This is a genomic window from Gilvimarinus japonicus (assembly GCF_042847215.1).
In the GTDB taxonomy this organism is placed as follows: domain Bacteria; phylum Pseudomonadota; class Gammaproteobacteria; order Pseudomonadales; family Cellvibrionaceae; genus Gilvimarinus; species Gilvimarinus japonicus.
Genome location: NZ_AP031500.1, coordinates 3742336 through 3755858, shown reverse-complemented (window position 1 = coordinate 3755858; position 13523 = coordinate 3742336). Strand labels below are relative to the sequence as shown.

The 13523-nt window shown below is 49.3% G+C and carries 11 protein-coding genes and 2 pseudogenes; 8 read left to right on the top strand and 5 right to left on the bottom strand.

What is annotated here, in order from left to right; genetic code table 11:
- Positions 1-10: 10 nt before the first annotated feature.
- A complete protein-coding gene (locus ACGHAD_RS15965; protein WP_382414830.1) occupies positions 11-607 on the top strand; it encodes a hypothetical protein in 597 nt (198 codons plus the stop codon).
- A gap of 1238 nt (positions 608-1845) precedes the next feature.
- Here the strand turns inward: ACGHAD_RS15965 and ACGHAD_RS15960 are convergent.
- The 4 genes and pseudogenes from ACGHAD_RS15960 to ACGHAD_RS15945 form a co-directional block, all read right to left on the bottom strand.
- Complete coding sequence (locus ACGHAD_RS15960) at positions 1846-2373, bottom strand: PRC-barrel domain-containing protein (protein ID WP_382414832.1); 528 nt, start codon at positions 2371-2373, stop codon at positions 1846-1848.
- A 576-nt stretch (positions 2374-2949) separates the two neighbouring features.
- The gene (locus tag ACGHAD_RS15955; RefSeq protein ID WP_382414834.1) at positions 2950-3303 is read right to left on the bottom strand and encodes a phage holin family protein; all 354 of its coding nucleotides are present in this window, start codon (positions 3301-3303) and stop codon (positions 2950-2952) included.
- A gap of 662 nt (positions 3304-3965) precedes the next feature.
- A pseudogene (locus ACGHAD_RS15950) lies at positions 3966-5294 on the bottom strand (endo-1,4-beta-xylanase); the annotation flags it as partial.
- Between the two features lie 18 nt (positions 5295-5312).
- A pseudogene (locus ACGHAD_RS15945) lies at positions 5313-5663 on the bottom strand (cellulose binding domain-containing protein); the annotation flags it as partial.
- A gap of 555 nt (positions 5664-6218) precedes the next feature.
- Between ACGHAD_RS15945 and ACGHAD_RS15940 the strand changes: the two are divergent.
- From ACGHAD_RS15940 to ACGHAD_RS15910, 7 genes are all read left to right on the top strand, one after another.
- Positions 6219-6620, top strand: a complete 402-nt coding sequence (locus tag ACGHAD_RS15940) for an NUDIX domain-containing protein (protein WP_390403837.1) — start codon at positions 6219-6221, stop codon at positions 6618-6620.
- A 130-nt stretch (positions 6621-6750) separates the two neighbouring features.
- Complete coding sequence (locus tag ACGHAD_RS15935; RefSeq protein ID WP_382414836.1) at positions 6751-7341, top strand: Crp/Fnr family transcriptional regulator; 591 nt, start codon at positions 6751-6753, stop codon at positions 7339-7341.
- 106 nt (positions 7342-7447) lie between these two features.
- Positions 7448-8074, top strand: a complete 627-nt coding sequence (locus ACGHAD_RS15930; protein WP_382414838.1) for an NAD(P)H-dependent oxidoreductase — start codon at positions 7448-7450, stop codon at positions 8072-8074.
- Position 8075: 1 nt separating this feature from the next.
- Positions 8076-8534 (top strand): DMT family transporter, encoded by a 459-nt coding sequence (locus ACGHAD_RS15925; RefSeq protein WP_382414840.1) that lies wholly within the window; start codon positions 8076-8078, stop codon positions 8532-8534.
- Positions 8524-9276, top strand: a complete 753-nt coding sequence (locus ACGHAD_RS15920; RefSeq protein ID WP_382414842.1) for a GNAT family N-acetyltransferase — start codon at positions 8524-8526, stop codon at positions 9274-9276. The genes ACGHAD_RS15925 and ACGHAD_RS15920 overlap by 11 nt, the downstream gene beginning before the upstream one ends.
- Positions 9277-9614: 338 nt before the next feature.
- Positions 9615-11384 (top strand): SLC13 family permease, encoded by a 1770-nt coding sequence (locus ACGHAD_RS15915; protein WP_382414907.1) that lies wholly within the window; start codon positions 9615-9617, stop codon positions 11382-11384.
- 149 nt (positions 11385-11533) lie between these two features.
- Positions 11534-12955 carry an MATE family efflux transporter gene (locus ACGHAD_RS15910; RefSeq protein WP_382414844.1) on the top strand — a complete coding sequence of 474 codons (1422 nt, stop codon included), beginning with the start codon at positions 11534-11536 and terminating at the stop codon, positions 12953-12955.
- A 34-nt stretch (positions 12956-12989) separates the two neighbouring features.
- Here the strand turns inward: ACGHAD_RS15910 and ACGHAD_RS15905 are convergent, their stop codons facing one another.
- Positions 12990-13523 carry a peroxiredoxin-like family protein gene (locus tag ACGHAD_RS15905; protein WP_339618006.1) on the bottom strand — a complete coding sequence of 178 codons (534 nt, stop codon included), beginning with the start codon at positions 13521-13523 and terminating at the stop codon, positions 12990-12992.

The window sequence follows — 13523 nt, the reverse complement described above, 5'->3', positions numbered from 1 at the left end:
GGAGTAACGATTGGATTTCAAAGATTTTCTTCCTGTTGTCGGAATAATTCTGGGCTGGCTTCTAAGTGAAACGAGCTCATATTTAAAAGGGCGCGATTCTTCATTCAAAAGTACAGGCCAAGCAATTTCAAATTTTTATATGCTGTACATGGAAATGGTTCAAGTTAAAATGGCTTATGAAAAATATAAAAATATGACCAGTGACATAAAGGTATGGGAGCATGGTCGCCAAAGAGCTTTTAAAGAATACACATCGAAAGATCCAAACTTCAGCTCTCGCCTGAGCACCTCTATTGACTATATAGCCGAATTTGCTCCGCTGGAGGCCTTTCAGTTAAGGGAAATAATTTCTAAATATGAGTTTATGAAATCTAGAGACCTTAATGTTTTTTTGAAAAGCGAAAAACTATACTTGTCTATGTTAAGCGGTTATGAAACTGGATTTCTTGGCTATCAATTTTTATTGGAAAAATCCATTAGGAAACTGGCTCAGCGCCATAGTGTTTTTGAATGGCTTAAAATTGAAATAAGAATAAGGGCAATAAAAAAATACACAGATCCAAAAGATATGGTGTTTGGAAGCCAAGTGTTAAAAAAGAAAAAATAATTTAACAGGGGCTGGTGGGGTCAAGTCTTGAACCGTGAATCTGGTTTTTACGTGGTTACGAGGCGCCGCATCAAAGGGCTTGGTATCAGTCCTTACAAATCACATACACTAGAGCCAGAGTATGTGGGCGTGGAATCTATAATCTTATTTGTGCGCTTTTTTAGAAAGGTCAGTTTAGATTAATGAGTTTCTCTCTCGGTTCTATCACCGAGGTCGTCTGTGGTCTAATCGGACCAGTTTTTCGCTGTTACGAGCGTTAAATGTTAAAGGAGTTAATGTGAACCCTCTAAAAAAGTCGAAAAGAAATTTCAAGCGTAAGGTGGCCAAGGCTACGGGAGTTCCAACTACAAAATCAGGTCGAAAGCGTAAGGCCGATACAATGCAGGGGCAATTGGTTTTGTGGCTTATAGTCATTGGCGTTGTGGTTTACATTTTCTCTGGTGGCTCATAGGGAGATCCATTGTTCAACTGCAGTGGCAAGGGGCAGGCCTGCAAGGCACTTAATTAAGCTGTAGACTTATTCCAATTTCGCTGCTTTGGGGAGTGCCCATGCTTTCTTATCAGCTCTCGGGACTCGCTACGTGGCCGTGCGGAATTGGGGTCGCGTCTTTGATTTATGATTTCAGCATCGAGGGATGCACTCTGTAGGTTGGTTGTTACTTAGCTACGAAGCACTGTTTTTAAATTCCCTTGGAGAGATGCTGAGGTCAAGTCTCGAACCGTGAATTTTTCCCGGTGGCTACGAAGAGTGGCAAGGGCCAGATCTTTGATGTTTGATTGCAGCGGTATCTTTTGTGTTTCGGGTAGCTCAGCTACGAAGTGCCGCTTTAACTCCCCCTGCAGCCAGCCGAGCGCAGGTCTATTTTAGTGGGTAAGCAAATAGGACATTTGCGCAAGTCTCGTCAGGGCAGGGACGCCCTGTCGAGACGGCCCGCTAAAGTGGCTGGGTGAGGCCTAGCGATTGCAAAGCGCTGCTTTGCGCGTAGCTGAACGCCGGCAAGCTGAGCTTGCCGGCAGGGCGTGAGGGAACCCGTTAGGGCTGAGATGCCGGGGTGGCCTCTTTTGATGACTTTTCTGGCCACCCAAACAGAAAAGTTATTCGCCCGCCCGGCGACTGAGGGCAAGCAAATTGAAGATTGTATTACTGTCAGTCGTTAAACCGGTGGACTTTGGGCAAGCCTTAAAGCTCACACATAAAAAAGGGCCCGAAGGCCCTTTCTCATGAAGATTAATTCAAATTAATCAGTCTTTTCTTCAATCTTGTCACCGAGATCTTCTGCACCTTCCTCTATGTCGTGCCAAGCCGATGAGGTAGCTTCTTTGGTGTTCTCCCAAGCGCTTTCGCTAACGTCTTTGGTTTTTTCCCAGGCCTGTTGCAATGCCGCACTGGTTTTGTTCCACCAGTCTTCACTGTATTCTGGCTGCTCTTTTAACTGTGCCTTGGTCAACTCCAAATGAACTTCATATTCCATTTCATCGAAGCCTTGTTTGCCAGGCTCTGGCATCACGGTAAATGAACCGCGCTGTATCACTACCTCTTTACCGCCAAGGCCCATGACTTCGTCAGTCTCGATAACGATAGAGTGTACTGACATATCGTTACCCATCAAGATATCTTCGACTTCACCCACTTCTTGGCCCGTACTGTCAAAAACCTCGGCCTCTTCTAAATCCGACATTGAGTACAAACCTTCGGCCGCAAATGCAGTGCCGGCCATTGAAGTTGCAAGTAGTGCGGGCAGTGCGAGCTTTTGAAAATATTTCATAGTAAATCTCCTAGATTGAAAAATTGTCCGTAAATGACGTTATAAGTCGTGCGTTTATCGAATCTAGTTAATATATGGCAACTCTCGTGCCAGAGTGGTCAGTCGGTGGTTTGAGAATCTTATTGCGCAAGCGATTCTGGAGGAGTGCAGTTGTGTTAAAGAAGTTTATCGCGTGGTCACGTCCGGCTTAATCGCATGTGATTGAGGCTGCTGATAGCTGATATCACTCAGCTGCTTGTTGCTCGAAGTGGCTGCGTACTCCACTATAGGAAGTTCGTTCTATTACGGTGGGTTATTGATAAGCTTCACTTGTCGAGCGGTTTCGCACGGTTCTAATTTATAAATGTATTCAGTGATTAATCGGTATTTCCCGCTAGTGTTTAATGAGTAGCAGAGCTTTCGGTTGAGCTAAAGTAAGCCGACTGAGGTAAAAGCCTGAAGTTAACCGCGATTATCCAAGTCTCGTTGCGTGGGTTTACGGCGCATCTCTGCATGCCGTAAACCAACGGTAACGTGCTTGATATAGATGGGCGTTTATATGGCTAGACGTCGTTTTGCTGTTATCGACCTGCCTTATCAAGCACTGTATATTGCCCACTGGGCCAATGTGCCTAGCGCGGCCATTATGAGCGCACCTAATAATGCCCAACCGAACCCGTCGATAGTGAGGTGGTCGGTCATTTTATCGGTAATTTTAAGCACGATGGCGTCGATGATCCAGCGGGTAATAAAAGCAAGCAGTAAGGCAATGCCTAAGGTGAGCACCGTAAATACGGTAAAAAATAGCCATCCGAGTAAAAAATTCAAAATGCCGAATATCGCTGCTACCCATAATGCGCTTTTAAAGTTCTTAATGTGAAACCCCGGTAATATCGCCGCCGTTAGCCACACTGTGAAAGATAAAATTAACCAATTTAAAATCAATGTCATGATGTTTTCCGTCCAGCTATTCTGTATGGGGAATCTTGAGTTCTGTAAGCTTAGCGAAGTTCATGCCAGATACAGTATCTAATATGGATTGGGCGTGCTTAAGAATGGTTTTGCGAGAAATCTGTAGTGTGTCGAGGTGAGGGTGAGAATATTATGGGTAACAAATTTGATAGCTTTGTAAAAGTATCCTACTTGTGGGCGGGGATTTTATTTATAGTGTCGATAGTAGGGCTAACAGGAGACTGGACGTGGGTGGGAGAAGCTATATTTTTTATAGGATTGGTGCTGTCGCTAGCCCTGTGCGCTGCCACTTATAACGTAAGCCACTTTTTAAAGCTAAGTACTTTGGTTTATAAATTACTGTGTGGGTTAGGGGTAGTTTGGGGGGTAGCGTATATTGTTTGGTTTTATTTTGAAATCACTTTGAATCATCTCCCAGGTGTTGTGACCAGTCTTTTCCACTTTTCGTCGGTTGTTCTGATCTCTGGGCCATTTGTCATTTTTTACCGAGCATTGAGCAGCCTGGACATAAACAAAAGGTCGGCGGCCAAAGATTCGCACTCGCAGTAAATCAATGGCGAGAAAAAGCCCTGCGTTTGCAGGGCTTTAAGGGGACGTCCTTTTCCGCTTTAGCGTAAATGCGTTTTAGCATCAACTCTTTGCTATCGGTTCAGGTATTCCATTAACCATTGCATGGCAGGGCGCTGTTGGCCATTGCTGGTGATCAGGCCAGTGCCATCGCGCCAGGTGGCGCCAACCACATAGCCCCAAAGGGTAATGCCGGCCACATCCGGATGGTTGTAAAAAATTGGAAAGTGGCGCTGCATGTACTCCAGTTGAAGCTGGTCGTTGGACTCCTGAATGTCATACTCGGAAATGTATAAAGGCAATCCCAGTGCGGCTATCTGGTCGAGTTTGTCTTCGATCTCTTGCGCGGTCCAGGGCCGGGGGTTGTAAAGGCCGTGAGCCTGCAGCCCCAGCGCATCGACGTAACCGGAATTAACGGCTGGGCGAATCATGTCGATGATGGCATCGGTATCCCAGGTCAGAAAGTTAAAGTCGTTATAAATGAGAACGGCGTTTGGACAGTGCTCGCGCGCCAGGCGAAAGGATTCGGTAATCCAGTCGCTGCCAAAGGCGTTGGCTGCGTAGTTGGCCGGAGCGTGCGAGGGCAGGGCCTCGTTTACCACGTCAATCATTGCGGTGTCGGGGTAGCGCTCACAGTAATCGCTGATCCACTCTTCGATTTCGGCGCGTTGCTCGGACGCACTTAACCCGTCGATCCAGCCTGGGCGCTGGCTGCCCCACACCAGTACGTGCGCTTTTACCGGAATGCCGCTGGCGCGAGCGTAGTCGTAAATATCATCCAGCGGGCCCCAGTTGTACTGGTCGCGGGTACCCTCCACCGAGCCCCACTTGCCTTCGTTCTCGGGAGTAATCTGATCCCAGTATTGGGTAAAGTCCGATCTTACGCTGCCGTTGGTGGTGATATTGCCCACAAAAAACTCGGGGAAGTCGGGGTTGCCGTTGTTGTTCGAAGAGCTGCTGGAGCTTGATGAGTTGCTACTAGAGCTTGACGACGAACTGCCATCGAATGGGTTACCAAAACCGATAGAGCCGTTGCAGTGCAGCATCTCGGAGTAGGACCCCGCGCCGCATTCGCCGTCGTAGGCGCCGGTATTGTCTTGCTGGTCTTCGGCTTGGTAGGTGACATTATTGACCATCACATAGTCCACTTGTACGTCGCGGTCACCGGAGTCGTTGGTAAAGGCGACGCGCAGTTCACCGTTGGCGTCGGTGTTGACGGTGTAGTCCAGCATGCCGATGCTGAGCGTCCAGGTTTCGATGGTTTGCCCGGCAATTTCCAGGCTGACGCTTTCGTCGCCGGTGACACCGCTCATGCGCACGGTAATGCTGTGGCTGCCACTGCCGGTAGAGGAGGAGCTGCTAGAGCTGCTCGAACTGTTGGCGCTAGAACTAGAGCTGGCAGAGCCGCCGCCCTCTACCGCCAGGCTTGCCAGGCTCGGGGTGGCACTGCCATTGGCGCAGAAACCAAAGTTGGTGTCGCTACCCGGTGCGATGCTGGCGTTGTGGGCGGCCGGCGTTACACTGGCGCCGCTAAGGTTGCCGTTCCACAAATTGGTGATGTTGGAGCCATTCAGGCTAAGGTCTACGGTCCAGTTGGTAATGGTAGCGCTGCCGTTGTTGGCAATGCTTACGTCGGCGCAGTAACCGGAGCCCCATTGGTTGGAAACGTTAAGCGTGGCCTCGCCAGGACCGTCGGTAATAGCGTGTGCGGCGCTGGTACAGATGAGGGTCGTTGCTGCAAAAAACAGCTTTATTTGAGTTGGGCTTCTCATGGCTGAACTCCTGTAAGAATCGTTATGGGCTTTGGGTTGTTCCTGTTCAATCCAGGAACAGGGTTGAACGCTAACCGATGCCGCGATACATCCTTTAAGCTGTAAAAGCTAATAATGAACCTTGATGTGTTATTCATTATTTGGCGACTGATTAGCAAACAGCACCGCAGATTTAAGTGTGGCGAGACCTTATTGTCAATTTGAACTTAAGTCGAATGAGAGACTTGTTGCTTTTGTTTTTGAGTTTGTGCCGTGTGTCACGAAAGCATCTTGCTATTCGAAATATGTAATGGATTGTCTTATTCTGGGAGGGCTTAAAGGTAAGTATGGGACGCGGCGGCTGGTCGTGGCGCCAGCAGCGATAGCTCGCTATCTGAGCTTGAGAGGAAGAACGCGACATTAAAAGGGGGCGGTTAAAATTCAAAAAAGCCGCCGCGTACTTTGTTTTGTCAACCTGAAACTATAGCTGATTGTGAAATGCAAAGGCTGCCCCAGATCTTCTTGCGCAAATCATATAAACATCATAAACAGAGCAGCACGCGCTTTTTTTAGGGTATTAGGCATCAGCATGATGAAGGTATAAAAACGAGACAATCCTCTCGATTAATTATCGTAAATGATCAGGGGCAGCTGCTACTGTTCTTATATCATGATGAGCATCAAGAGCCTTTTTGGGCAACAGCCGGAGGTGAGCTTAAAGCGGGCGAGAGCTATATTGATGCGGCCAAAAGGGAGTTGTACGAGGAGACAGGGCTGGAGTTAGAGATTGGCGATTTACTGAAAGAGCGGGACGAAATATATCCCGTTGCCCGCTCTTTTCCAGCTCGGTGGCTTGAGCAGTATTACTTGGTGTTGTGCCCCGATAACGCCGAAGTCTATGCGGGCAATGGACGCAAGAGGAGAAAAATACTATCCAAAAATGGAGGTGGTGGAGCTTGGCCGAAATGTCAGAATTAAGTGGTCATAACTTTAAACCTGAATGGGTGCCACAGTTATTAAATGCGGTGCTAGAGAGAAGAAAAAGCTGTAATAAAAGCATACAATGACTTTGATAAATTTCTGGCAATGCTAAAAGTGGGGTGTCACCTTGCATTTTGATGAAAACGTCTTTCTTTCTCTAAGGGAGTCCTTGGAGGGGTATTCGCCTATCAGTGATGATACTTGGCTGGAATTTAAGAAGATATCTAAGCTTCGATCACTCACCAAGAAATCTCTTCTTTATAAGGTTGGTGACGTTCCCAGTTCTTTCTCTTATGTTTATAGCGGATTGGTTCGCTGTTTTTCCTGCGATGCAAAAGGCAATGAATATAACAAGAACTTTTTCGATGAAGGGAAGTTTCCGGGGGCGATGACGGCACTTCTTACATCTACTCCATCGGCGTTTACTTTTGAGGCCGTTGAAGACACCTTCATTATTGAGATAGATTTTCCGGCCTATAGGCAGCTGATGATTGATAAAGACGATTTGAAGCTGTTTCAAATTTACTATTTAGAGGAAAATTGGCTACTCGCTAAGGACGCGCGTGAAACTGAAATTGTCCAAGAAGAGACCACCGAGAGGTATTTACGCTTTATTAATCAGTATCCCAGCCTGGTAGATCGACTGCCTCAGTATCATATCGCCTCTCATCTTGGTATTACGCCCACACAATTAAGCCGTATTCGAAAAAATATGTAGTTTATCAACCTATGTAAATGCTTTATCAGCTTTAGGTTTGTATGCTCTTGTCTATCCGTTGGCCAGACATTTTCTGGCCACCCATTGATAAGTTTGGGTAGATTAGATGAATATAATAGATGCTATGAATTGGCGCTATGCAGTGAGGGAGTTCTCGGATGAGAAAATCACTGCATTGGAGTTGAGAGAGCTGCTTGAAGCGGTGCGCTTAAGTGCATCATCCTATGGGCTTCAGCCCTATCGTATTGTAGTGGTGGAATCCCAGGCAGTGCGAGAGCGGCTTCTGCCATTTTCTTACGGCCAGAGCAAGATCGCTAAAAGCTCACACTTGATTGTATTTGCCGCATTAAACCAACCGGATGATGCTGCGGTAGATCGTTATATCGATAAATACATGAAGGTCTCAGGTAAGTCTTATGGCGAACTTGCCAATTTATCGAATCACATGAAGTCTGCCTTGGTAGAAAAAACACTTGCGCAACGGCAAGAGTGGGCGCATCAACAGGCATATATAGCGTTAGGCAACTTGCTGACGTGTGCCGCGCTGATGAAAATTGACAGTTGCCCTATGACGGGTGTTGATAGCGCAGGCTATGACGCTGTTTTAGGCCTAGAAGAGCTAGGGTTGACAACCTCCGTAATATGTCCCATCGGGCGTCGTAATCATGGGGATGTTCAGGCGCACAGCCCTAAGGTGCGATTTGATTATGATGAAATAGTTATGGAGGTTTAAGGTGGGTTATTGGCCTGTACTTGCGCTGGTGGCAGGTGCCGCTATCGCGATCCAAGCTACCATGAACGCTCAATTGGGCGTATTGCTTAAAAGCACTATGTTGGGTACGGGTGTCGCTTTTTTATTTAGTTGTGTGTTTACCGTATTGGTGATGGTGCTCTCGACAAAGCAGTACCCACAAATAGCGGATATAAAATCCGTACCTCTTTATTTATGGTTTTCTGGTGGAGCTTTAAGTGCCTTTGGTGTCGGCATTTTTTATTATCTTATTCCTAAGATGGGTGTAGGTTCGATGATGTCTTATGCGCTTTCCGGTCAAATTTTAATTGCCGTTATAGCTAGCCATTTTGGTTGGTTTAACCTTCCAGTAAAACCGCTTGACGCTATTAAAGTGTTTGGCGTTATTTCGCTCATAATTGGTGTGTTATTAATTAATTGGGGGGCTGGCAATGCATATTGATAAAGCCAATCTTACTAACCTAACTGGGTTGTGGAAAAAGTATGGTTTAAGTGGAGGTGATAAAAATGCATTAGCTTTACCGCATGTAAGTGCACGCTGGCCTCATCGTTGCTGGTTTGATGGGAACATGCTCGATTTGGGTTGTGCAAACGATACTCTATGGTTGGACAATCTTCCTGAGTCTTCAGTATTGCCTATATGGCCAATGATAAGAGCAAACAATGGCGATAATGCTGAGGAAATTGAAGCGAGGATCTTAGAAAGAAATTGGGTTTTTGCCTTTGCGCAAGTGGCTATGTATTTGGAATTGAAGGAAGCGGCCACATACACATTACCTGTACGAGACGGATTTCAGGTGCTTTTGGTGCGCATGCCGGCTGAGGCTAGAAAGTGGGTTGAGATAGCCAGTCAAGCATTTTCTTACATTATTGATTACTCTGTGATTGAAAACGTGCTCAACGATAAGGACATTCGCGTGCTGTTAGGCACACAAGATGGTAGGGCCGTTGCTACTGCATTGCTATATAAAACGGGAGATGTTATCGGCGTACATCAAGTCGGTGTAAAACAAGCTTTTCGGGGGCAGGGTATTTCCAGATGCTTGATGCAGTATATTCTGAACGCTGGTGCACAATGGCAGGGGAAGTATATGGTTTTACAGGCCTCTCCGTCTGGTCAACCATTGTATGAAAGCTTAAACTTTATACCACAATTCACTATCAAAAACTTTCAGCGAGCGTAACCGACCAGCTTATACAGCCCGGAGCGCAATCTGCCACAATACGGGCTGGCTTCGGCCACGGCCACAGCCACAGCATTAATGGCGGTGTCGTCAGCCACTGCGAGGTCAAGCTATTTGATTTGTGACATCACCACCTGCAAAGGTATGCTCCGCCTGTTCATAACGCTCGGATGCAAGAGTTGACTGCCCGTCAGGTTACCCCTAAGCCTTCAACCCGCACTCAAACCCCACCCCACTTATACAAACCAGTTATAACCCTAGCAGAAATCACTATTTTCCCTGCCCCGTAAGTTTCGGTATGCTCGCGGCCTTATTGTCAGTAATTGGGTTTGAATAGAATGGAATGGCAAGGGTTGTTATCGCTAGGTTTGGCGGTTGGCGCACTGCTGGTGTTGATTTTTACTCGCATCGCGGCGCATCTGGTGATGATGGCAGTGCTGATCATTCTGAGCTCCAGTGGCGTATTAACCGCCACTGAGGCGTTTGCCGGCTTTAGTAACCACGGGGTGCTGACGGTGGCGGCGATGTTTGTGGTGGCCGCTGGTATCCATGGTTCGGGCGGGGTCGACTTGCTGGTTAAAAATGTGTTGCGCCACCCCAAAAGCGTGCGCGTGGCGCAAATGCGTATCGGTGTGCCGGTGGCACTGCTTAGTGCCTTTTTAAACAATACCCCGGTAGTGGCTACCATGATTCCCGCCGTGCGGGCTTGGGCGCGGCAAATTGATATCCCGGCGTCTAAGCTGATGATCCCCCTCAGTTACTCGGCCATTTTGGGTGGTACCTTAACCCTGATTGGTACCAGCACTAACTTGGTGGTAAATGGTCAGTACCAAGAGCTGACCGGTAATGCGGGCTTCTCGTTATTTTCGATTACCGCTGTGGGTTTGCCGGTGGTGATTGTAGGCATGCTGTTTATCTATTTTGTCTTCCCTAAAAGTCTGCCCGATCGCCAAGAGAAAGCCATGTTTGGCAACTTGCGCGAGTTTACGCTGGAGGTCGCGGTGGCCTCTGATGGCCCGCTGGTCGGGCAAACCGTCGAAGAGGCGGGGCTGCGCAACCTTAAGCGTATTTACTTAGTCGAAATCGAACGCGCTGGGGCGATTGTGCCGGCGGTAAGCTCGGAGGAGCAATTGCAAGGCGGCGACCGCCTGGTGTTTGCCGGCAATACTGAGGCGATTTCGGACTTGCTGCGAATTAAAGGGATTGTTCCGTCAATCGATGGCGAGCCGACGCTGGCGCGTGAGCACCGCGAGCGGCGCTTGGTGGAGGCGGTTATATCGCCCCACAGTAACTGCATTAACCAAACGGTGCGCGATGCGCAGTTCCGTGAGCGTTATGGTGCTGCCGTGTTGGCGGTGGCCCGCAACGGTGAGCGTTTACCGGGCAACTTGGGGACGACCAAGCTAAAGCCGGGCGATACCTTGTTGCTAGAGGCGCGCCCGGCGTTTGTCAGCCGGCAAAAATACAACAAAGACTTTTTGTTGATTAGCGATTTAGGCACCGAACCACCGCGTCATCAGCGGGCTTATTTGTCGTGGGGCATTTTGCTGGCGATCGTGTTGGCGGCGGCATTTGGGCTGATGAGCATGCTCAATGCCGCCTTGCTGGGTGCCGCCGCTATGATGATTACCGGTTGTTGCTCGGCGCAACAGGCGCAAAAGAGCCTGGACCCGACGGTACTGCTAACCATTGCCGCCTCGTTTGCACTGGGCAATGCCATGTACAAAACCGGCGTGGCCCAGTGGTTGGCCGACGGCTTGTTGCTGGCGGGGCTTGGGCATCCGATCCTGCTGCTGTTTTTAACCTATGTCGCGGTGTGGTTGCTGACGGAATCTATTACCAATAACGCGGCGGCGATTTTAATGTTGCCGGTGGTGCTGGAGCTAACCCAAAAAGCCTCGCTTAACCCCGAGCCGTTTGTGTTGGCGACTATGATGGCGGCCTCGGCCAGCTTTAGTACGCCGTTGGGGTATCAGACTAACCTAATGGTATATGGCCCCGGCGGCTATCGCTTTACCGACTTTTTAAAAGCTGGCGTGCCCATGAGTATGCTGGTGGGCGCCACTACGGTGCTGGTATTGTCGTTGGGCTGGACACTGACTGTTTAATAGCAGGCGGCTCGCTGCTTGCTCATCGGGGCGCGCATCCGTCGCGCCCCTGTAGGCCTTAGCTTGGTCACACCCGCGATGGGTGTACAAGTGCGCTATCTTAAAGACTCTGGCGGCGCTGGCTCGCGATTTACACCCAAGGAGTGATTATGGCGCTCGATCGCCGTGCATTGTTTCTCACCGGATCAATCCCCCGCGCCCTGTTGGCGTTAGCGGCACCTATTATTTTGGGTAATGTGCTGCAGGCGGGTTATCAGCTTACCGATGCTTTTTGGGTGGGCCGTTTGGGGGCCGCGGCCGTTGCTGCTGTGTCAGTGAGTATGCCGGTGACTTTTTTGGTGATTGCCATTGGCTCGGGCTTAGCGATGGCTGGCGCGACTTTGACGGCGCAGTATATGGGGGCCGGCCGGCAAGATCGGGTGAACCATGTGGCGGCCCAGACGATGCTGATGGTAACCGTTACCTCGGTGTTGCTGGGAGGTTTGGGGTTTATGTTGGCGCCGTCTTTTCTTGCGTTGCTGGGCGTCGCGCCCGAGGTGTATAAGGGCGCACTGGGCTTTATGCGGGTGTCCTTTATCGGCGTTATTTTTGTCTTTATCTTTTTTATGTTTCAGTCGCTGATGCGCGGGGTGGGTGAAACACGTATACCTTTGTTGATTGTTTTGGTGACGGTAATTTTAAACTTTGGCTTAGACCCGTTACTGATTTTTGGCTGGGGGCCGATTCCGGCGCTGGGCGTTAAAGGCGCTGCGGGGGCAACGCTTATTACCCAGTGCTTGGCGGCCAGCTTGGGGTTGATGGTGTTGCTGCGTGGGCGTCATGGCATCGCGTTGTCGTGGCGATTATTTACACCGGATTGGGCGTACATTAGAAAGGCGTTTTTTCTCGGTTTTCCCGGTTCGGTGGAGCTGTCGACCCGCAGTTTGGGCTTGATGGTGATGTCATTTTTAGCGGCGAGCTTTGGAACGCTTACCATTGCCGCTTACGGTATTGGCTCAAATATTTTGCAGTTGATTACGATTCCGGCCATGGGTTTGTCGATGTCAGTGTCGACCTTGGTGGGGCAAAACATAGGTGCGGGTAAGCTCGATCGCGCCGCCCAGATTACCAAATTGGGGGTGTTGTTTGGCTGTGGCGCTTTAACAATTATTGGTGCGGGGGCTTATTTTTCGGCGTCGCACATAGTGGCGTTTTTTGTCCCCGATGATCCAGATGTGATCCGCGAGGGCGGCCATTTTATTCGGATTATGGCGCTGGCATGGGGCGGCATTGCGGTGCAGTTGTGTATTGCCTCGGCGTTTCGCGCCTCGGGCAATATGGTTAACGCTATGGTGTTGGCACTGGTGGCGCAGTGGATGTTTCAGTTTCCGGTCGCCTATGTTTTGTCCAAGCACACCGAGCTTGGCGCCTCGGGGATTTGGTGGTCGTTTCCGGTTACTAATATTGCCGTGGCGCTGGTGTCTGTGTGTTGGTTTGCACGCGGTGGCTGGAAGCGCACACGCCTAACCGAAGACGACCAACAGACCTTACAGGTGACCGACGAGGCGCTTACCGAGGAAGGGTATCGGTAAGCGCATTGGCCGCGGTTGTTTTGCTGGGCAAGTGTTATACGTAAGTGCCCCGTATCGGGTAATCATTGTTGGGATCGCGAATAAACTCTAAGCCAGATACCAGAGTCTCGGGCGCGGGGCGTGAGAAAGGTGCATTGGCAATGTCGACGATTTGAATGCGGCCTTCGCTGTTAATCACAAACAGGGCCGGCTCGGCAAACGGGTGATCGGTTTCTTGCTCGGAGCGTGGCTCAGAAATATACAACCCTAAGCCTCTCATTTGTTCGACATTTAAACCGTGATACAGCGGGTAAGTGACCGATAGCTTTTGCTGGTGCTCTTGCAGTTGTTCAGCGCTGTCGGCCGAGACCGCCACCAGCTCTACGTCAATATCCGCAAGCCGCTGTTTGTAATCTTCGAGTTGGTTTAAGTATTTTGTACAAATCGGGCAGTGTTTGCCGCGATAAACCACCACCATTTTCCAACCGGTATTGGATTGGCGTTGACCGAGAAAAACCTCGTTATTGTCGGTATCTTTTACGGAAAGCGCTGGAAAAACAGCGGCGGCGGATATTTTGCTGGATGTCAT

What these genes read in the sequence shown, in the direction of transcription:
- ACGHAD_RS15960 (WP_382414832.1), bottom strand. Translation starts at nt 2,373, where the DNA reads ATGAAATATTTTCAAAAGCTCGCACTGCCCGCACTACTTGCAACTTCA.
- ACGHAD_RS15955 (WP_382414834.1), bottom strand. Translation starts at nt 3,303, where the DNA reads ATGACATTGATTTTAAATTGGTTAATTTTATCTTTCACAGTGTGGCTA.
- ACGHAD_RS15930 (WP_382414838.1), top strand. Translation starts at nt 7,448, where the DNA reads ATGAATATAATAGATGCTATGAATTGGCGCTATGCAGTGAGGGAGTTC.
- ACGHAD_RS15920 (WP_382414842.1), top strand. Translation starts at nt 8,524, where the DNA reads ATGCATATTGATAAAGCCAATCTTACTAACCTAACTGGGTTGTGGAAA.
- ACGHAD_RS15915 (WP_382414907.1), top strand. Translation starts at nt 9,615, where the DNA reads ATGGAATGGCAAGGGTTGTTATCGCTAGGTTTGGCGGTTGGCGCACTG.
- ACGHAD_RS15910 (WP_382414844.1), top strand. Translation starts at nt 11,534, where the DNA reads ATGGCGCTCGATCGCCGTGCATTGTTTCTCACCGGATCAATCCCCCGC.
- ACGHAD_RS15905 (WP_339618006.1), bottom strand. Translation starts at nt 13,523, where the DNA reads ATGACATCCAGCAAAATATCCGCCGCCGCTGTTTTTCCAGCGCTTTCC.